General features: G+C 40.8%; 15 protein-coding genes and 1 pseudogene. 3 read left to right on the top strand and 13 right to left on the bottom strand.

The window, feature by feature from the left end; all coding sequences use genetic code 11:
* A pseudogene (locus tag BLS35_RS28065) lies at positions 1-241 on the top strand (hypothetical protein); the annotation flags it as partial.
* Positions 242-355: 114 nt separating this feature from the next.
* Here BLS35_RS28065 and BLS35_RS12545 read toward each other — a convergent pair.
* The 6 genes from BLS35_RS12545 to BLS35_RS12520 form a co-directional block, all read right to left on the bottom strand.
* Complete coding sequence (locus BLS35_RS12545) at positions 356-1,762, bottom strand: RagB/SusD family nutrient uptake outer membrane protein (protein ID WP_090781422.1); 1,407 nt, start codon at positions 1,760-1,762, stop codon at positions 356-358.
* Between the two features lie 10 nt (positions 1,763-1,772).
* Positions 1,773-5,486, bottom strand: a complete 3,714-nt coding sequence (locus BLS35_RS12540; protein ID WP_090781420.1) for a SusC/RagA family TonB-linked outer membrane protein — start codon at positions 5,484-5,486, stop codon at positions 1,773-1,775.
* Positions 5,487-5,602: 116 nt separating this feature from the next.
* A complete protein-coding gene (locus tag BLS35_RS12535) occupies positions 5,603-6,694 on the bottom strand; it encodes a FecR family protein (RefSeq protein WP_090781418.1) in 1,092 nt (363 codons plus the stop codon).
* Between the two features lie 71 nt (positions 6,695-6,765).
* Entirely contained in the window at positions 6,766-9,057 is a 2,292-nt protein-coding gene (locus BLS35_RS12530) for a Gldg family protein (RefSeq protein ID WP_090781416.1), read from the bottom strand.
* 5 nt (positions 9,058-9,062) lie between these two features.
* Positions 9,063-9,992 (bottom strand): ABC transporter ATP-binding protein, encoded by a 930-nt coding sequence (locus BLS35_RS12525; RefSeq protein WP_090781414.1) that lies wholly within the window; start codon positions 9,990-9,992, stop codon positions 9,063-9,065.
* 81 nt (positions 9,993-10,073) lie between these two features.
* Positions 10,074-10,655 (bottom strand): RNA polymerase sigma factor, encoded by a 582-nt coding sequence (locus BLS35_RS12520; RefSeq protein ID WP_090781462.1) that lies wholly within the window; start codon positions 10,653-10,655, stop codon positions 10,074-10,076.
* A 186-nt stretch (positions 10,656-10,841) separates the two neighbouring features.
* Here BLS35_RS12520 and BLS35_RS12515 point away from each other — a divergent pair, with 186 nt between their 5' ends.
* Positions 10,842-11,831 carry an alpha/beta fold hydrolase gene (locus BLS35_RS12515; RefSeq protein ID WP_090781460.1) on the top strand — a complete coding sequence of 330 codons (990 nt, stop codon included), beginning with the start codon at positions 10,842-10,844 and terminating at the stop codon, positions 11,829-11,831.
* Positions 11,832-11,836: 5 nt separating this feature from the next.
* Here the strand turns inward: BLS35_RS12515 and BLS35_RS12510 are convergent, their stop codons facing one another.
* Together BLS35_RS12510 and BLS35_RS12505 are read right to left on the bottom strand one after the other, a co-directional pair.
* Positions 11,837-12,619 carry a M90 family metallopeptidase gene (locus BLS35_RS12510; protein WP_090781412.1) on the bottom strand — a complete coding sequence of 261 codons (783 nt, stop codon included), beginning with the start codon at positions 12,617-12,619 and terminating at the stop codon, positions 11,837-11,839.
* Between the two features lie 3 nt (positions 12,620-12,622).
* Positions 12,623-13,636, bottom strand: coding sequence for a Gfo/Idh/MocA family oxidoreductase (locus BLS35_RS12505; RefSeq protein ID WP_090781410.1), 1,014 nt, complete (start codon positions 13,634-13,636; stop codon positions 12,623-12,625).
* A gap of 128 nt (positions 13,637-13,764) precedes the next feature.
* On the opposite strand from BLS35_RS12505, the gene BLS35_RS12500 reads away from it, so the two are divergent.
* The gene (locus BLS35_RS12500; protein WP_090781408.1) at positions 13,765-14,109 is read left to right on the top strand and encodes a hypothetical protein; all 345 of its coding nucleotides are present in this window, start codon (positions 13,765-13,767) and stop codon (positions 14,107-14,109) included.
* A gap of 92 nt (positions 14,110-14,201) precedes the next feature.
* Here the strand turns inward: BLS35_RS12500 and BLS35_RS12495 are convergent, their stop codons facing one another.
* From BLS35_RS12495 to BLS35_RS12475, 5 genes are all read right to left on the bottom strand, one after another.
* Positions 14,202-14,882: a YiaD family glycine zipper/OmpA-like lipoprotein gene (locus BLS35_RS12495; RefSeq protein ID WP_090781407.1), complete on the bottom strand. Its 681-nt coding sequence runs from the start codon at positions 14,880-14,882 to the stop codon at positions 14,202-14,204.
* Between the two features lie 169 nt (positions 14,883-15,051).
* The gene (locus BLS35_RS12490) at positions 15,052-15,750 is read right to left on the bottom strand and encodes an ABC transporter ATP-binding protein (protein ID WP_090781405.1); all 699 of its coding nucleotides are present in this window, start codon (positions 15,748-15,750) and stop codon (positions 15,052-15,054) included.
* Between the two features lie 9 nt (positions 15,751-15,759).
* Positions 15,760-17,235 carry a DUF5687 family protein gene (locus tag BLS35_RS12485; protein WP_090781403.1) on the bottom strand — a complete coding sequence of 492 codons (1,476 nt, stop codon included), beginning with the start codon at positions 17,233-17,235 and terminating at the stop codon, positions 15,760-15,762.
* A gap of 1 nt (position 17,236) precedes the next feature.
* On the bottom strand, positions 17,237-18,517 hold the full coding sequence (locus BLS35_RS12480; RefSeq protein WP_090781401.1) for a replication-associated recombination protein A: 1,281 nt from the start codon (positions 18,515-18,517) through the stop codon (positions 17,237-17,239).
* 42 nt (positions 18,518-18,559) lie between these two features.
* A complete protein-coding gene (locus BLS35_RS12475) occupies positions 18,560-19,795 on the bottom strand; it encodes a DEAD/DEAH box helicase (RefSeq protein ID WP_175459595.1) in 1,236 nt (411 codons plus the stop codon).
* Positions 19,796-19,842: the final 47 nt, after the last annotated feature.

Here is a 19,842-nt window from a genome sequence, read left to right as displayed (position 1 = left end):
TCGTAGTCGTATCCGACTATGCTACTGGATCCAATGGAAACAGGTAAAGACTCGTGTTAAACAGCTTGAGAAACTAGGGGTGAAACCCTATCAAGCCTATCAATGGGGAAATACTCGTAAGGGCCATTGGAGAACGGTGCATAGCCCGATCTTGACCCGGACGCTCAACAACGCATTTTTAAAGAAACAAGGGCTACTATGTCTTAAAGAAATAGTAGCCCCTAAAGCTGTTTATGTTTAATGAACCGCCGTATGCCGAACGGCACGTACGGTGGTGTGAGGGGACAGGTAATCAAATAATGATTACCTTCCTACTCTATGCAATATCTGGATCTCCTAATGTATCTTTTCAGAATTATCTTGGGTTCTGCTGTAACCTGGAATTAGTGATTACTTCCTGGGGGATTAGTAAAGTGAACCTGCTGTCATTTGGCAAAAGCGTATAAGTCACCCCTTCAACGGTTCTGGTCAGCGTCTTTGCAAATCTGGTGTCCTTATTCAACCTGCGCAAATCTGTCCAACGTTGCCCGCGCATCAGCAATTCTTTGCGGCGCTCCCCCAGAATCTTTTCCAGTGCGTCTGTGGCATTGGCGGCCGTCTGATCTGTGTAAGTGCCCGTAATCCATCTGCTGCGTAGCAATGTGTTTAGATCAGTCATTGCACTTGCTGAGTTTCCAGCCCTTGCATAACATTCAGCACGGATAATATACAACTCGTCTAATGCCAAACCATTAAATAGTTTTGCAGATCCCACGGCCGATTCATAGTTGCCTACAAATCGCCAGGTATTCATTGGCGTAGGCAAATCTGTGTTTTCTTTTACGAATACTGTTTTTCTGAGATCGTTGCTCTGATAAGATGCAATGATTTCCGGAGCGATGATCGCTAAGTCTTCATATCCATACCCGGGTTCTAACATGCCGTTTTGATTTAGGATAACTGAATGGAAAATCACTTCTTCATTAAATCTGTGAAATGGTGCAAAACTTTGTTTATCGAGGGTATTAAAATCAATCAGGTTACTTGCCGGTTTTAATGCTATCGCAGCGCTCGCGCTGTTCAATGCATTAGGATAATCCTCCATAGAAAGGTAGACCCTGGCCAGCATGGCATAAGCCGCCACCTTATTGGGCCTGGAAGCAATGCTTGTGGTTGTATTCAACAGGGATGCGGCATCGGTTAAATCCTTGATGATCTGATCGTAAGTTTGTTTCACCGTTCCGCGACCTGGTGTATCATTGATGTCGGATACTAAATGGACCGGTACGCCCGGGTCCTGATTTGACGTAGCTCCGTAGGGCCTGGTGTACAATTGGGCAACATGCCACAGGGAATATGCCCTTAAAAATAATGCACTGCCTTTTAAGGGATTTATCACTGCGGCTTGCTCCCTGCCTTCCAGTTTGGCCAGGGCTTCAATCACTAAATTGGCATGATATATTTTGTTATAAGGGCCTACCCATTGCTGTGCTGTGATCCGCTGGGCAGTTGCCCGCCAGGTATATAAGGTGCGGTCTTCGATGGTAATGGAGTAGGGGTCATTGTACCTCGTATCATTAAGAGAATAGTCATCTGCGGAGATTTCTCCATCTATAGGATATCCGGTATTGAATAAATCATAGTTGTCCAGCAACAGCTGGCAATCGTTTGCCGTTTCTATGAAAGATTGCGAACTGTCTTTTTTAATGTCGACAAATTTCTTGCAGGAGGTAAATGCCAGGCCAAATACCAACAGCGATAAATATATATTGAGATGTTTCATGACAATTTAATTAAAAGTTAGCAGAAAAACCAAGACTGTACGACCTGGGTGAGGGATAATCAAAAACTTCCGGATCAATACCCAGATGATTGGCCTTCCATAGAATTCCCAGATTATTTACGTTGGCGTAAACCCGTGGATTTTTAATGAACCTGTTATTTTTTACGGGTATGGTATACGAGAAGTTAATTTCCTGCAGCCTTACGTGGTCGCCTTTCAGCACATTGATGCTGGAGTAGTAATAGAAATTATCCCGGTTGGTATTGGTCGCCGAAAATATCGCTGATGGAACATTTGTCTTCAGTTCATCACCGCTTTGCTGCCACCTGTTGTTGTATTCTTCGCCCTGCAGGATCGCATTTACATTATATAAGGAGCCATAGTTTACAACCTGTGCTTTTGGTCTTCTTACATAATAGCCCAGTTTATACTGCACATTAATGGAAAGGGAGAATGCCGCATAGTTCAGGGTATTGCGCAGCGCACCATAGAGTACGGGCACAGCTGACCCAAAGTATTTCAGGGAAGTAATGGGCGCATTCTGAATGTTATTGTAAGCTTCATTGCCCTCGGCAGAGTTAGATATGGCTACCGGCGCCCCATTTACATAACCCTGCGGATCACCTGTTAAAGGGTTTAAGCCGGCCCATTCGTATCCGAACACTCTTGACAAATCATATCCTTCATTAAAAGTCCCCCCACTGTTTCCCACTACCTGGCCTGCGGAGCTCGCAGAGTTCCCAAATAATTTGGTTACTTTAACCCGATTGTAGCTCATTAATAAATTGGTATTCCAGCTTAATTTCGCATCTTTTATGTTTACAGAGTTTAAAGCGAAATCTACACCTTTACCCCTCAGGTTTCCGATGTTGTAAATCGTGAAGCTATATCCCGTACTCGGATCAAGATTGCCATAGTCCAGCAAATCGGAGGTTGACTTCACGTAATATTGCAGACTTCCTGAGATTCTGTTTCCTTTCATTCCGAAATCTACACCGATGTTCCAAACCCCGGTTTTCTCAGGACGGAGCAGACGGTTGGAAACACTTCCGCTAGGATCTGTGTAGGCATAGGGAAGGTTATTGTCGCCCATAGGCAATCCGAATACCGAGGAATAAACAATCGTCGCCTTTGATATTACCCTTGGGTTAACATTTCCGTTATAGCCAAAGGTAGATTTCAGACTGAGTACTGGAAAAAGTTCTGAATGATAAAAAGGTTCATTGTTGATGTTCCAGCTTCCTCCGATGGAGTAATAGGGTGTACCGCCAGTATTGGTGCCGTCTCCAAATTCACTGGAGATGTCTTTACGGATGCTGGCAGATAAAGTATACCTGCGGTCGTATGTATAGGCCGCATTGCTGTACCAGCTCATAGTCCTTAGTCTGGTTTCCCTGAAGCCTGTGTTCAGGTTTGCAATATATTCTCCGTTATAGCCGCTGAAGTCTTCCGCAAAAACGATCGGGATCATTGTTTTGTAATCCAGTTTATTCTCGCTATGGAGCGTCTCCTCATCATAACCGTAGTATCCATCACCTCGTATAATCCTGTAAGTCTGGTTAACATCCATACCGGCAATAGCAGAAACTTGATGCTTGTTCTTCCAGGTTTTGTCGTAGTTTACCTGGCCCCTTAGCGTTTGATTACTTGATTTTGTCAGATCCGTGTTGAACTGTCCGCCCAAAGGAAGCTGTCTGACGTATGGTGTCACTGAATTTCCTGTTCTCGGATCTGTAGAAGCCAGGGAAGTTGTAAAATAATTGATTTTGTTCCGCATGTAAAAAGAATTCTGCCTGTACAGGGTATTGTCTTCAACACGGCCGGTATTGTAATTATAAGTGGCCTGAACAGATAGCCCTTGAGCTACTTTATAATTTGCGGTAAAATCGAGGTTGAGATTTTGATCTTTAAGGTTGTTATATCCCTCACTGATGTCTTCAAGTGGTTTATAGCGCCAGCTTAGAAATTGACTGGGGTAGGTACGCTCGAACAGGTCCGCAAATCCCTGACGATACATTTTAGACAATTCAAGGGGTTGGCCTGCATCATCTGCCATACGGCTGTATGCGTAAAATGGAGCACCCGTTACCCCCATAATTCTATTTTCACCCGCCTGTTCTTTATTGTTCCTAACCGTATAATTGATCGATCCCTGAAGTTCCAGGTTTTTCAACGGCCTGACACCGGCATTGTAACCGAGTGTCAAACGATCAGATCCCGAGTTTTTGGTATTGTTAAGGCCTTTGTCATAACCTCCCGACAAGCGGTATTTGAACGTCTCCGACCCTCCGTCCAATGATAAACTGTAATTCTGGGTGACAGCATTGCGTAAGAAATATTGATCATAGTCTCTTCTGATATCATTTCCACGAAGGGCATTCAATTGTGCCGTAGCCTGCCCTTCATTTAATGTTCCTTTGTTTTTCCAGGCATCCAGGATTTCAGCAACTGGTGAAACGGGTTCCTGTCCATACAATCTGTCAATGCTCAATTCAGGAAGTGGCCTGTTTGCATTGGTAAATTGTAATACCTGGGCATCTATCAGGTCAGAAATGCTCATCGTTTTATTATAAAACAAGTCTATTTTCTCCGCAATGTTTACGCTCGTATTAAAAGACAGTCTGGTGGGACTGCTGTACTTTCCTTTTTTGGTTGTGATCACAATTACGCCATTGGCAGCCCTTGAACCCCAAATGCTGGCTGCTGCCGCATCTTTTAAAACCGTAATGCTTTCTACATCCAGGGGATTGATCTGATCAATGGAGTAAGGAGTGGCGATTCCATCAATCACCACGAGAACCTGACCACTATAGTTCCCATTTAAATCTGCATTCTCCGATTCATTAAGCGTGTTTTTCCCCCTTATTGTGAGGTTAGCCAGGGGCGAACGGTTTGCATTGGGATTACTTGAATTCACTGGACGCAGGTCATTTCTAAAATCCATAGAGTTGGTGATCCCTTCCAGTCTCCTGATCAGATTGGGATCCGTACTGTGCTGCAGCTGTTCTTTGGTAATCACCTCGAATGAACCTGTAGCACGTTCTTTAGGAATATTCTGGTAACCGGTAGACACAATATTTACATTGTCCATCATATTTGCAACAGGAACCAGTTTAATGCTGAAGTTGGTTTTGCCTTTGATGTCAACCGTATCTGTACCATAACCGATATAAGAGATGATCAGCCTTCCCTCGCTGGATATATTTTTAAGGTAGAACTTGCCATCTACAGCTGTTAGCGTACTTTTCTGGGTTCCTTCAACTCTAACGGAAGCCCGCTGAAGTGGTAATCCATTTTCATTGAGCACCTGGCCTTCAATGTCTATATTCGCAAACGGGCCCGTTAAGTGGTCCAGAAACGATTTCTCCTTTGCTTTAACTATGACTGTTTTTTCATCAATCGTATAGGATAATGACTGGTTTTTGAAAATGTACTCAAGAACATCCTTTAAGTCCATAGCCTTTACATCGATGTCTATCGGCTTTGCATTGTTCAACAATTGTTTCGTGTACACAAAATCGTAATCAGTCTGATGCTGAATTTTAATGAACAATTGTTTCAATGACGCCTTTTTCTCAGAAAGCGTTATTTTTTGGGCATATCCCGAGGCACTGGCCTGCATGATGGATACAATAAGTATAACGGTGGTTAATCGCATAATTAGCCTAATTTTTTGGATGTACTTTTTGTACATACCAATATTCGTGGTATAATTTTTATACATTTGTTATGCTGGTTTAAGAAGTTGATAGGATCTAAAAATTATTGACGTAATCCAGTGAGTTGCCAGTTGTGTTGCAAGCACTTCTGGCTTTTTTTTCAGGATTACCGGACAGGTAATTATTTACGCACAGTAATCCTCCTTCCTTGTATTTTAAAGTGTACTTTATTCGTTAATTCCAGCTTGTTTAATAACTGTGATACATTTGCTGTACGAGCTACACGCCCTCCAAATTCATCGTCTGGTATTTCTCCATCATAAACTACTTCTACGTTATACCATCTGGCAACTTTTCGCATTACGGAGCTGATGTGTTCATTTTGAAACACAAAATAACCATTCTTCCAGCCTATGCTTTCTTCGAGGTCAGCTTTGCTTATGCGAATCTGGCTACCGGAGCCAGATGCTTGTTCGCCTGGTTTCAATATTACTTCGCCAATACGTAGGCTGCCTTCTACAAGTGTTGTTTTGATTGTTTCCTCATCACTATATGCATTCACATTAAAGCCTGTACCTAAATCTTCTATCAGCTGACCAGCAGTTTCTACCTGGAAAGGCTTTTGGTGATCATGTTTAACTTCGAAATAGGCCTCCCCGCTTAGTTGCACTTTACGAAACTTTAAACCCGCAAAAGATGCAGGAAATTTTAACGTAGATGCGGCGTTCAACCACACCACTGATCCATCGGGTAAGTTCAGTTTGTACGTGCCGCCATTTGGGGTTTTTAAGGCCATTTGCATCGTACTGTTATTTTTAATATCATTTCCTTTAGCGACAACAGCTGTACCATCGTCATATGCAAGACGGTCTGCATGTACCCCTACTCCTGATTTCAGTCCGTTAAGGTCGATCACTTTACCATTGGCAAGTGTCAGTTGTGCTTTATTACTGCCTGGTTTGATGTCATTTTGCAGCGTGATAGGTGTGTCTGATACCTTACCGGTTTTGTAAACAATGCCAAAATATAAGCCGATCGAAACTACAAGAAGAACAGCTGAAGCTGCAATCAGGCGTGGCCATAGCGCCATTTTTTTGGGTTCTAGTTTGGCCCAAACCTGATCTACCGCAGCCACACGTTCTTCCATAGACATTTCCGGGGGCAGTGTGTCTTCATCACTCAGATACCAGCTTTCAAGCAAGGCCAACTCTGCCTCGGTGGCTAAGCCCTCCTTATACCTGTCCAATAAGATCTTTATTTCTTCGTTGTTCATCTTGTAATTTGAATGCGCTTATAATGGTAAGACAGGTATTGCCCCTTAGAGGAGGTATGCCTGTTAAAAAATTATTTTCTTTTTCTCCTGATGAGGATAAATGAGCCTAAAGCTACGATTAGTGCAGGCAAAACTCCCAGATAAGCCACTTTTAATGCTGAAACTTGCTTTTTATTCACTTTCAGTGAATTATCAAGCTTAGCTGCACGTTTAATCTCAACGGGGAATCGCCCGTTACTAAACCATTTAAAGAGTTTTAAGGTAAATTGCTCATTATAGCTCCTGTCTTTTGCGAGCTCCCCATTACTCATAAAATCTGCATCCCCGGAAACAATAATTTTCTGCAGAAACGATCCTTTATTTTTCGTCATGGATAAGACGATCGGAAAAGGCCCTGGCTGATCACCGGATATCGGGTTAAATTTTACATCGGTTGCAGCTAGGTCTATTGGTCCCTGTTTGTTCCAGCCAAATTCCGGACTGGTTACCAGCGTGTCTGTTTTAAATCCAGCTGATCTATCAAAGCTTAGACCGGCAGTTCCCTGCATAATCATATAGGTGCCGCTTCGCCTTAGCCTTGCGAACAGCGTGTCTGTTTCTTTGGCCTGTTTAGAAAAGGTCCCCATGATCAGGTCAGGAGCATTGTCTTCACTCGGACTAACCAAGGTGCCATTTAAGAGTTGGACACCAATATGTTCTAATAATGGGTTGAGTATCTGCCGCCTTCCCGGCTCTCCTGTAATGAGCATATTTCCGCCTTTGTTAAGGTACGCCTTGATTTTTTTCTGAGCTACCGCAGTTAATGCAGTGGTCGGGTCCCCCAATACCAATACACTTAAACTGTCCGGTATTTCTTGTGTGGAAAGATCAATGTTAAATACCTCAAACCCCTGGTTGATCAATGCTCGCCTTGTGGGTTTTGAATTACTGAATATTAGATAGTTTCTGTCACCCGATTTTTCGATACTCCTTTCGTTATCTCCTGTGATGAAGGCAACTTTAGGAGCGCCAGCAATTAATCTTTTTAACGCTGCAGTAATTTCGGCCTCTCCGGGGATGCGGTTGAAATCATTGTAAAATCTTAACCAACTCGTTTTTCCTTTGTATCTGAATTGTCTCACAAGGGTATTTCCTTCAGGAATCAGGTTAATTTGCTTTCGGATCTGATCAGGCGACATGAAGTCATCGAGATCAAGTTCCATATTCTCTGCTACCTTTTCAGCAATCTGATGTTTATTCATACCACTAATATCTCCCTGGTAGGTCAGATTGGGACTGTTCTTTAAATCTTCAACATCATAATAGTACACGTAATTCATTTTTAAACCAGGCAGAAACCGTCGATAACCATCGAATAACGATAAATCTCCATTGCGTGAAACCGGCAACCCTGAATATACCGAACGGTCAAGTAAATTTACATAAGTGTTGATTTCCAGTTCACCGTCAATTTTTTTAGCGGTATCCTGACTGCCCCTTGTCAAGGTCATTGATTTTGTCGCGGTCATGTCAATATACCCAATTAACGCTGGTCTTGAGCTCAGGTAACCAGTGAACAATATCAAGCAAATCAAAAGTGTGTATTTACCTGTTAAGACCGTCCAGTGCTTCGATTCCCGGCCAGCCTGCAGACGCAGAATACAAAGCGATAAGAACAAGCAGATGATCAGTATAAAGTAAATCACATCCTTGCTGCTGATCAGTCCTTTAAGCATTTCATCGGCACGCCCGGATATAGAAAGAAAATAGGTCAGGTCGCGGATAAAGTCTATGCGCTGACCTATCCCGCCGACATAACGTAGTACTGCAAATACGGCAAGGGTACTAATTGCGGCAACGACCTGATAGCTTGTTAAGCTGGACATAAAAAGACCGATAGCTGAATAAGTACAAATAAGCAGAAAAATCCCGGTTAAGCCTGATAGTATAAGGTAAATATCCGCATGATCAATAGTGATTGCGGCTATGACTCCGTAACCGGCCAATATCAATACCAGGATTGCCCCATAACCTACCAGAGCAAGGTATTTACCCAAAATAATTTCTTTTATTTTTACCGGAGAAGACAAGAGTAATTTTATAGAGCCGCTGCTCATCTCGCGGCTCATTACCCCCATGCTCAGCAAGGGGATGTATAAATACAAAGTGTCCAGAATTTTGGTAAATAAACCACTCATGCCTATAAAAAAACTCGCAGTAAGATCAGATGTACGCTCGCCCATTGAGATAGCCTCCTGTACCATGGCGAACGAAGTAAAAAAGCCAGTGCCGCTTTGTACAACAAATATGGCCAGTACAAGCCAGGCTACAGGCGAATAAAAAAGTATACTGATTTCAAGTTTCGCTATTTTAAGTATTTTCATAAATTCTACCGTGGGTTTTTATTGGATAATTGAGCAAAAATTTCATCAAGAGAGCTTTTTTCAAGCATAATCTCCGTCAATTGCCATCCCTTTTGAACACTTAACTCAATGATCGATTTGGATAAGGTATCTGAAGCTTCGAAATGTAAACGAATGCTGCCGTCATTCAGGAGCTCTGTTCCGGTTACCCCAGGTAAAGCGCCAAGTTCTTGCATCGTGGGAGGGTTGTCCATAAACAACAACATAGAATTGGGCATAATATAATTGTTAAATGCTTCCATGGTGTCTGAAAATACCATCCGTCCGTTCTCTATCATCCGTATGTCTCTGCATGTTGCTTCTACTTCGGATAAAATATGAGATGAAAAGATGACGGAACGTTCTTCTCCAATTTCTTTAATCAATTTGCGGACCTCCAGAATCTGATTCGGATCTAATCCGTTGGTCGGTTCGTCCAGCACCACCAGTAAGGGTTTGTGTATAATGGCCTGAGCAATACCTACACGCTGACGATAGCCTCCGGAGAGGTTGCTGATCAGCCGCTTACTAAAATGTGAAATGCCACATTTGTCTTTAACCTCATTAACTGCGGCTGAAATGTTTTTCTTATCCATTTCACGGATAAAAGCACAGTAGGTCAGGTATTCATCTACCGTCAAATCCAGATGTAAAGGGGCATTCTGAGGAAGAAAACCAAGCAGTTTCTTGGCCCTTTCTGGCTCTTTCTGCAGGTCTATTCCATCTATGTAAACTTTACCTTCGGTCTGGTTCAAAACGCCGCAAAGAATGTTCATGGTGGTTGATTTACCTGCTCCGTTTGAGCCAAGTAAACCCAGAATGCCTGAATGGCCAGTTTCAAAATTAATGTCGCGTATGGCCCAGTCTTTACTGTACCTGTGCGATAAGTGCTCTATTCGAACAATACTTTGTTTCACCTGCTTAAATGTTTAGTTAATTGTCTAGTAAGAGTAAGACAGGATAGGCTTAAGCAGGAGGTATTTAGAAATGAAAAAATATTAGCTTTTTAATAAGCAGAACATAATCCAGGTAAACAGGCCCATTCTGTTACGTAGAATTTTAAGCGCATTGGTCATTTGTTTTTTGACAGTTTGCTCTGAGGTACCCATCACTTCAGCAATTTCTTTGTGACTGAGGTAGTGTTTGCGGCTAAGCTCAAATACTTCTCTCATTCTTGGGGGCAAAGCCGATATTTCCTTTTCAATGCGGGCTCTAAGCATGCTTTCCCTCACCCTATGATCCGTGATTACTGGTTGTGTATCTGAAAAGGCTTTTATAGAATCAATATATTTGGTTTGAACCTGCCGATGTGCAATTGTGTTTAAAATTTGATTGCGGACGCAACTATATAAATAACCAGAAAGATTGTTGCCAATGTTGAGCGTCTCCCGACGAGCCCAAAGGCTTGCGAAAACATCTTGTAAGGTGTCCTGCGCCTCTTCTTTATTGCGGGTTTTGTTCCAGGCATGATGATGTAGTACAAACTTATACCGATGGTAAATCTCAGCAAAAGCCGAACGGTTACCAGACTTCAGTAAGTTTGCCAGCTCTGTATCCGTAAAGTCACTATAATTAGTCATGCTGTTATCCCGATGTAAATTAAAGGATTTTTTGGCAATAGTAAAATTTAACGTCGTGATCCACCTAAATAAAGATACCAATCCCATTGGGGAAATATGTAACCTTTACGTTTCTTGTTAAGTAAAAAAGAAATAATGCTTAAGTTTAGGCCTTTCACTGAATTATTTTTGATAGAAAAACTACCTATGTTAAAAAGAATAACCTTATCTCTACTTATCCTCTGCAGCTCGGCTGTGGTGGCTCAGGCTCAAAAAACAGATACTTTATCCATCACTTTAGAGAATGTTAAATACGCTTATCCTGTAAAGTATTTCCCTATAGCGGTAGAAGGACTGGATGTACGCATGGCCTATATGGATGTTGCACCTACACAAATGGCAAATGGCAGGACAGTGATGCTTTTTCATGGTAAAAACTTTGGGGGCTACTATTGGACTGAAGTGATTAAAGCCTTAACCAGTAGAGGATTTAGAGTGATCGTTCCAGATCAGATTGGTTTTGGTAAATCGTCCAAACCCTTCATTCATTATAGTTTTCATCAAATGGCAGCCTGGAATAAGGCTTTGCTAGATGCCTTGGGGATCCAGAAAGCAAGTGTGCTGGGACATTCGATGGGTGGAATGTTAGCCACTCGTTTTGCGCTGATGTATCCAGCGCAAACAGAAAAGTTGTTGCTTGAAAACCCTATAGGGCTTGAGGATTATCGTCTTTTTGTTCCATATGTGAACACTGATCAACAGTATGCAACCGAGCTGAAAGCTACAGCCGAAAGCATTAAGAAATACTATCAAAGCTCTTATTTTACCATTTGGAAGCCTGAATATGAAGAACTGGTGCGTGTAGCTGCGGGAGTGACCAATGGTGCTGATTTTCCAAGATGGGCAAAGGTTGCCGCAATGACTTATACCATGATTTATGAGCAGCCAGTTGTACACGAGTTTATAAATGTAAGAGTGCCAACTGTTTTGTTTATCGGTAAACAAGACAAAACAATCGTAGGGAAAGGATTGCTTAGCCCTGATCAACAGGTTTTATATGGGCAATACAAGTTTTTAGGAAAGCAAACTGCTGCTAAAATACCCGGGGCTAAAATAATTGAATTTGATGGCTGTGGCCATATTCCCCATATCGAAATCCCTACAGAGTTTATTGTTGCATTATTAGGAAGCCTTTAAAAAGGCTATTTACTGGCAAGATCCTGTAAAAAAATATCCGATAAGATCTGATATAATTCTGGATGTTTTTCTTTTAAACGCTTTGGGTTTTCGAAGAAGTATTCAGATACTACAGCAAAAAATTCCGCTTCATTCGTAATGGCATAAGGGTTAATATCCGATTTGCCTTGTTCTATTTGTTGCATTTCCTGATGAATCATTTTTACCCATGGTACGGTGTATTCATGTTTCATCAGGTTCTCTGGTACGCCATCTGTTGCACCATCAGACTTATCGAGTAGGTGAACAAACTCATGAACAGCAGTATTTTCTTTGTCAGCAGCGTTCGAAAAACCATGTAATAATGCCGAACGTGATAATATCATCTGACCGTTCATGTAGCCCTCACCAACCATCCCAAGGATATTTCTTTCCCCACCTTCAAATTGAAAGTCTTTATTAAATGTGTCTGGGTACAACAGCACGCTGGATAGATTCTTATATTTCCAGTCTTCAAATCCAAACACGGGAATAATGGCGCTAGATGCAACCAATACCCTGTCTAATGGATTTACCTCGATATCTATCCCCTCTATCCGTACGTAGCTTAAAAACGCGGCTATTTTACCTTCAAATTTCCTTTTATCTTCTACACTCAGCTGTTGGTAAAAATGTACATGCTTTGAAAGCTGATCAAGTTCTGCTTCGCTAAGCGTTGAAATAGATTTCGATTTAAAGGGATTGCCCCTAAGAATAAGGTAAACAACAATAATAAACAACGGGATTAGGAAGAAGAGGATCGTGTTCATAGCCTATGATTCGAGGATTTCCAGTTGTGTAATGATTTGTTCTTCTGTTATTGGATAGGCAACCTGGTTTGTGATGTTTTGATATATGGCCTCAAATAACGGAATGTAATCTCCTTTTAGGGAGGGGATTAAATGTTGAATTTTATTACCATGTTCATCTATCAGCGTGAGTTTACCTGCTCTTCCAGGAAGTTCAACCCCATAAATAGGATCATTAAGCTTCATGCCTTGCAATAATTGCTCTTCCTGTACATCGGAGCGATCCTTTATAAAGGAGCCATGACTTCCATGTAATACAAATGCAGGCAAGGGATCAGCCACCAATAGATTAGCGTGTACAAAAACATTGACACTGTTTGGATAGCTCAAATGAATGGAGAAATAATCATTCACCTTAGTGTTTTTGCGGTTTTCACCCAGTATTTTATGATACGAATCCGGCTTTCCGAATAGGCTGATTGCCTGATCCAGCAAATGAGGCCCCAGATCGTATATTAATCCACTAGCGGCAATAGGCTGTTCTTTAAATGTTTTCGGACCGATATCAGCACGATAACGGTCAAACCTAAAATGTACTTCATTTAGTTTTCCGAGTTGCCCGCTTTCAATTACCTCACGTACCGAACTAAAATCACTATCCCATCTTCTGTTTTGGTAAACAAATACCTGCTTCCCCACACTTTTAGCCAGTTCAAATATTTCTTTAGCTTCTGTCGAGGTAGCAGTGAATGGTTTTTCAACCAAAATATGCTTATCCGCTTTTAAAGACTTTTTAGCGTAATCAAAATGCGTGTAGTTGGGGGTGTTTATAATAATAAGGTCAATTTTATCATCTGCAATCAGGTCATCAATGGTATTGTAGCTAATGATTCCTGGGTAAATAGAAGCTGCATTTTTTTGGTTACGTTCGGTTACTGCATGTAGTTTAAATCCGGGATGTTTATCTATAAAAGGGGCATGGAAAACTTTTCCGGACATTCCAAAAGCCATTATACCAGTTACAATTTCTGTATTCATTCGAAAAATTTTGTTTGATGATTGTTAAGGTTTATGTAATCTATTGTGTGCTAAATTTAGTTAAATCACTTTACTATTAGCCAAAGTTTATTGTAATAAAGCTGGGAGGCTAATTGTATCTTTGTATTATGAAGCCTGCAGAAACACATGCAAAATGGAAAATTTTGCAAGAAAGAATAGCGAAGGAGTTTGATTCTGATATTCCGGATTTGAAGGTGATGCTGTTTTTGATTGGAGTACAGGAACTTGGTAAAGGTCCTGGCAAATACAGTAAGCGCCAAAAAGAGGAATTGATGCATATCGCTACCTGTCGCTTGTTAAGTGAAATGGGATTCTACGAACTGGAGGGTCTGGATCAGGATGGCTGGCCACATTGGAAATTAATAAAACCGGTTCCATCTTTTGCGATGATGGAGCAGGAGTTGTTGCTTAAATCACTGGCTATCCATTATTTCGAAGATATCTACGAATAGAATCCTTAATAATAAAAACGTTTAAAAATGAAAAACCCGAAGTACAATGTACAACGGGTTTTCGTTTTAATAGGTAGATGTGAATGTTTTGATTATTTTCCTTGTGTTTGAGCTTCTTTTTTCAGTTGATCGTTGGCAACGATTACAACCTCAACTCTACGGTTTGCAGCTCTTCCAGCTTCAGTTGTGTTGTCAGCAATTGGCTCAGAAAATCCTTTACCTAAAGTGATCAAACGTGATGACGGTACACCTTGAGAAACTGCATAAGCCTTAACAGCTGCAGCTCTTCTTTCAGATAGCGCCATGTTATAAGCCTCAGTACCTTTATTATCGGTATGGCCAATTACTTTAATGTCTGTTCCTGGATATTGGTTTAATGAATTCGCTAAAGATTTAACATTTGTTTTAGCTTGTGCAGTTAAATCTGATTTATCGAAACCAAATAAGATACCGCTATCAAATTTAACAATGATACCTTCGCCTTCACGAATTACTTCAGCATTAGGGATAGCATTTTGTATTTCAGCGGCTTGTTTATCCATTCTTTTACCGATAAAACCACCTGCAGTACCACCAACAGCTGCACCAATAATTGCACCTACGGCTGTATTACCAGCTTTTTTACCAATAATAGCACCAAGAACACCGCCTGCGGCAGCACCTATACCTGCTCCTTTTTGTGTTTTTGTTAAGCTATCGCATCCTTGAAAGGCCATTGAACCGATGGCTAGAGCGATACTTAGTGTTGCTATTTTAAATTTTGAAGTCACCATAATGTTATCATTTGTTTAGGACAACCGTAAGTCAAACCTAATGCCAAGTTTTAATGTTTCCAGAATAAATGTTCTTAGATCCTTAAAAAACTAGCGAGAAAGAGGGGGGTGATGTATAAAATATAGGGAAGTAACTTTAATGTGACTATAATTCTATACAGTGTGGTGCTTATTCAGAAAAGTATTCTTCTAGTTCCTTTAAAGTGTTTTCGTCCTTATTGAAATCTTTGATAATTATACCTTTTTCTAATAATATGATTCTGTCGCAAACATCCGTAACATGGTTTAAATCGTGACTAGAAATTAAGGTAGTTAGCGCATGTTCATTTTTTAATGATTTAATTAGTGTTTTAAGCCTGATCTGCGTTGTAGGGTCAAGATTTGCGAAAGGTTCGTCTAATATCAATAATTCTGGTTTTTGCATCAATGCGGCAGCAATACCAATTTTGTTTTGGTTTCCTTTAGAAAAATCCCTGATGTATTTCCCTTTATTTAAAACCTCGCCATTAAAGAATTCTTCATATTGCTTTAGATAATCCATTACATGTGCAGGACTAAAATGATGTAGACTTCCAATAAATATAAAATACTCTTCGGCTGTTAGGTAATCTATTAAGAAACCTTCGTCCAGATAAGAAGCAGTATATTTCTTCCATTCATCATTGGCAGCTACATTTTTGCCCTTCGAGCGTACTTCTCCCTGATTGGGACGAATCAGATCGAGTACAATCCTGAAGAGGGTTGTTTTTCCCGCGCCATTATTGCCAACAAGGCCAATGGTTTCTCCGGCATTGATTTTTAGATCATCAATGTTAACAACAGTTTTGTTGCCATATACCTTCTTTAAGTCTGTAATTTCTAAAATCATGATTATTCTTTAAAGTTCTCTAAAACCTTCAGCAATTTTATATCTTCTTTTATTCAGTTCTTTTGCCAGAAAATTAACCCAAAAGCTGCGGGTACTAAGTGCAAGGAGGCCAAAAAAGGCTAAGCAGGCAATACCCCAATAAGGGTGTCCGTTTAATGCAAAAGGTAAATAAAAAGCATAGGGGATTAAAAAATAAGGGATCATTAATATAAACTGGCTGGCACTAACTCCTTGGTAGTTAAATGTAGAGCCTTTACTTAAATCAATAGCTTTAGAATTCCATGTGGCAAAATAAAGTACAATAACGGTTCCTATGCCGATGTTATAGCAGTATGCCGCAAACTGTATGAACAAAATCTTAGGACTGATAAGTCCATAGAAGCTGGTAATTATAGCCACTATAGTAGATATAGTTGTAAACAATAGAAATTTTGCCTTTATAAAGTGCTTAAGGTTGGTTTTGTTAACCATTAAGCCGTCAAAATGGGCCGCCTGCCAGCCAAACATAAACTGACCGTAAATACTAATGCTACTCCCGGTTATAAATACTGCGGCAAAAATCATCATCCTGATATCATCCTTCTCTATTAGCAATTTTTTATAAAAAATGAAGCCGTAAAACATGAATAAAAGGCTCATGATTAGTGCCGACCGCGTTCTCTTATGTCTAAGGATTAATTTAAGCTCCAATGCCGCTAGCACACCCACTGCGCCAAACCTGTCCAGAAAAGGATAAGCAGTACTTACTTTTTTTTCTTGCGATGTACTCAGTTCCTCTGTATACATATTGCGCTGCAAATATTTGGCATTTATGAAATACATGATCAAGGCAACAACTGTAAAAGCAAAAGCCGCTGCAGGATGCAAAGCTATAAAGCTAAATATGCGGTTAGATATCTGGGTAATAGATAGAACTTTAAAATATTCGAGTAGTGCCATACCTGCGATTACTACCACAACCCCAATAATGGTCTTTACGCTTAGGGTAGTCAGGCGCTTAATGTACATGGCCGTAAAATTATTAAACGCACATAGTGAAATGATAGATACAATGTACATTATCGCGACAAAGGGACCGTATACTTCAGCTATTGCAGTGCAGCAAAAGGGAATAAAAATAAATAGGGGTAAAATGTTAAAGGCACTAAAAAGCGATCTGATATTTAGAAAGTTCACAATCTTTTGCCTCGCAATCCTTAAATGTAGATAGGGGGTGATGCTCAAAGTTGGTAATTCTTGTAATTGCAGCCGCATTAAAAAGTCAACAGCAAAATAGTAAAGAATTAAACCATTGAAAACATAGAATACATCTTTTCCAGGTAAGAGCTTCCCAATGATCGGCTCCATTAAAAAACCAATGGCGATGGCCACTACCAACAGGTAAAGGAATATAAAGCCTAGAAATAGCTGCGCGGCTATGCTTGTGCCTTTGTTTCTTGAGCGCCAAAACGCTTTCCACTGGTGATTTAAAAAGGTCGAAAGCATATTAGTAATTGTATTTATTTTTCCAATTTTTTCTCAATTGCTCCCTTAACTTTTCCTCTGCAGGGTTATTCCCGGGATCATACAACTTCGTGCCACTTAGTTTTTCAGGTAAGTACTCTTGCTCAGCAAAATTTCCTTCATAACCATGTGAGTATTTATAGTCTTTTCCATAACCAATATTCTTCATAAGTTTGGTTGGTGCATTCCGAATATGTAGAGGTACTGGTAAATTTCCGGTTTGTTTTACCAATGCCTGAGCTTTATTTATAGCTTCATAGGCGGCATTGCTTTTTACCGAAGAAGCCATGTAAGTAACCGCTTGCGAAAGGATAATTCTGGACTCAGGAAAGCCGATCACATTAACGGCCTGAAAGCAATTGTTTGCTAATAGCAATGCATTAGGGTTGGCATTACCTATGTCTTCAGACGCAAGGATAAGTAACCTTCTGGCAATAAATAGTGGGTCCTCACCACCTTCAATCATTCTAGCCAACCAGTAAACGGCTCCATTGGGGTCGCTACCCCTTATCGATTTTATAAAAGCAGAAATGATGTCGTAATGCTGCTCCCCGGCTTTGTCGTACAATGCCAGATTTTGTTGGGCATGCGCCAAAACATTTTCATTGGTAAGCGTTATTTTGTTACCACCAATACCATTAATGGCAATTTCGAGTACGTTGAGTAATTTTCTGGCGTCACCACCAGATAAACGGATTAAGGCTTCATGCTCCTTAATGGTGATTTTTTTATCCTTCAGCAGGATATCTTGCTTGATAGCAGTTTGCAATAGGCCGGCAAGTTCATCCTCGTCCAATGCTTTTAGAATGTAAACCTGACAGCGGGACAAGAGTGCTGATATGACTTCGAAAGATGGATTTTCTGTAGTCGCGCCAATTAAAGTAACAAGGCCACGTTCTACCGCACCTAATAAACTATCCTGTTGCGATTTACTAAATCGGTGAATCTCATCAATAAATAGGATGGGTAAACCCATCAAGCTGTCTTTAAGTAAAGCAGCCCGATCTATAACATCCCTGATATCTTTAACCCCCGAATTAATGGCACTCAGGTTAAAAAAAGGGCGGTCTAGCGTTTGCGAAATGATGTAGGCAAGTGTTGTTTTACCTACTCCTGGAGGCCCCCAAAAAATCATTGAGGGCAGTTGTCCACTTTGGATGGCCTTTCTTAATACTGCATCAGGCCCAACCAAATGTTTTTGCCCAACGTATTCGTCCAGATTCTGTGGGCGCATACGTTCGGCTAAAGGAGGGAGATTTTGCATAAAAGTAAAGATACAAAAATGTCGGTTATCCCTCCCTGGTATTTACTGTGCTTTTGGTTTCTTATTCCAGAATTTGCGTTTTGGTTTACCAGTGCCCGGTTTTTTGTCAGGTCTTGGTGCTAATGGATCAAAAGGTGTTTCGGCTGGAGCTTCACCCAAATGTTCTGGTAAAGGCATCCTTTCAATTTGCTTTTCGATCAGCTTTTCAATGCTAGCCAATTTGCGTTTATCGCGGCTGTTAACCAAGGTAATCGCAGTGCCTTTGGTTGCAGCTCTGGCAGTACGGCCAATACGGTGTACATAGTCTTCTGCATCATGAGGTACATCAAAGTTAACCACCAGGTCAATACCCTCCACATCAATACCGCGGCTCAAAACATCGGTACCAATAAGAATCGGTAGTTGTCTGTTTTTAAACTTCAGTAAAATGCTTTCTCTTTCTTTTTGTCCCAGATCAGAGTGAAAAGCTTCTGTTTTAAGTCCCAGATTTCTGAATACCTTGCCCAGATTTTTTACTTTCTCTTTAGTTGAGGCAAAAACAATGATGCTTTTAAATTCATCCGTTTTTAACAGACTGCTCAATAAAGGCACCTTCTGTTCATCATGAACCATGTATACTTGTTGCGATATTCCTTCAGCAGGTTTGGAAATAGCAAGACTTATCTGTTCTGGATTATTTAGTAATGTCGCAGCCAGCTTCCTGATTTTTGGAGGCATAGTTGCCGAGAACATTACCGTTTGCCTAACTTGTGGTAAGTAGCTTACAATGCGTACAATGTCATCATAAAAGCCCATGTCAAGCATTCTGTCTGCCTCATCCAATACCAGATGTTGCAACTGATCCAGTTTCAAAACACCCGAAGACAGGTGAGAAATCAATCGACCAGGTGTTGCAATAATGATGTCTACACCTTCGCGCATCGATCGTTTTTGCTGCTCGTAGGCAATGCCGTCTCCACCACCATAAACAGTTAAAGAACTGATATTGGTAAAATAGGAGAGTGCTTCTACCTGCAAGTCTATTTGCTGGGCAAGCTCCCTTGTTGGGGCTAGTATCAGTGTATTGTTATGACGTTCCTCAGTGCCAGCAATCATATTCATGATTGGTAAAAGGTAGGCGCCTGTTTTTCCGGTTCCTGTTTGTGCGCAGGCAATCAAGTCTTTCTTATCTAAAATAAGGGGGATTGCTTGCTGCTGGATTGGGGTTGCATTACGGAACCCCATTGCTAATAACCCTTCTAATAAGTCTGGGTTAAAATTAAAATCTTTAAAATCCAATATACTTTTATGTTGTTAGTATTTACCGTATAAAAGTAACCTTTTTA

The sequence above is a fragment of the Pedobacter sp. ok626 genome (assembly GCF_900100435.1).
In the GTDB taxonomy this organism is placed as follows: Bacteria; Bacteroidota; Bacteroidia; order Sphingobacteriales; family Sphingobacteriaceae; genus Pedobacter.
This window is presented reverse-complemented; position numbering and strand designations above follow the sequence as displayed.

Excerpts from the sequence above, each read along its gene's own strand:
- BLS35_RS12545 (WP_090781422.1), bottom strand. The coding sequence starts at position 1,762 with ATGAAACATCTCAATATATATTTATCGCTGTTGGTATTTGGCCTGGCA.
- BLS35_RS12540 (WP_090781420.1), bottom strand. The coding sequence starts at position 5,486 with ATGTATAAAAATTATACCACGAATATTGGTATGTACAAAAAGTACATC.
- BLS35_RS12535 (WP_090781418.1), bottom strand. The coding sequence starts at position 6,694 with ATGAACAACGAAGAAATAAAGATCTTATTGGACAGGTATAAGGAGGGC.
- BLS35_RS12530 (WP_090781416.1), bottom strand. The coding sequence starts at position 9,057 with ATGAAAATACTTAAAATAGCGAAACTTGAAATCAGTATACTTTTTTAT.
- BLS35_RS12520 (WP_090781462.1), bottom strand. The coding sequence starts at position 10,655 with ATGACTAATTATAGTGACTTTACGGATACAGAGCTGGCAAACTTACTG.
- BLS35_RS12515 (WP_090781460.1), top strand. The coding sequence starts at position 10,842 with ATGTTAAAAAGAATAACCTTATCTCTACTTATCCTCTGCAGCTCGGCT.
- BLS35_RS12510 (WP_090781412.1), bottom strand. The coding sequence starts at position 12,619 with ATGAACACGATCCTCTTCTTCCTAATCCCGTTGTTTATTATTGTTGTT.
- BLS35_RS12505 (WP_090781410.1), bottom strand. The coding sequence starts at position 13,636 with ATGAATACAGAAATTGTAACTGGTATAATGGCTTTTGGAATGTCCGGA.
- BLS35_RS12500 (WP_090781408.1), top strand. The coding sequence starts at position 13,765 with ATGAAGCCTGCAGAAACACATGCAAAATGGAAAATTTTGCAAGAAAGA.
- BLS35_RS12495 (WP_090781407.1), bottom strand. The coding sequence starts at position 14,882 with ATGGTGACTTCAAAATTTAAAATAGCAACACTAAGTATCGCTCTAGCC.
- BLS35_RS12490 (WP_090781405.1), bottom strand. The coding sequence starts at position 15,750 with ATGATTTTAGAAATTACAGACTTAAAGAAGGTATATGGCAACAAAACT.
- BLS35_RS12485 (WP_090781403.1), bottom strand. The coding sequence starts at position 17,235 with ATGCTTTCGACCTTTTTAAATCACCAGTGGAAAGCGTTTTGGCGCTCA.
- BLS35_RS12480 (WP_090781401.1), bottom strand. The coding sequence starts at position 18,517 with ATGCAAAATCTCCCTCCTTTAGCCGAACGTATGCGCCCACAGAATCTG.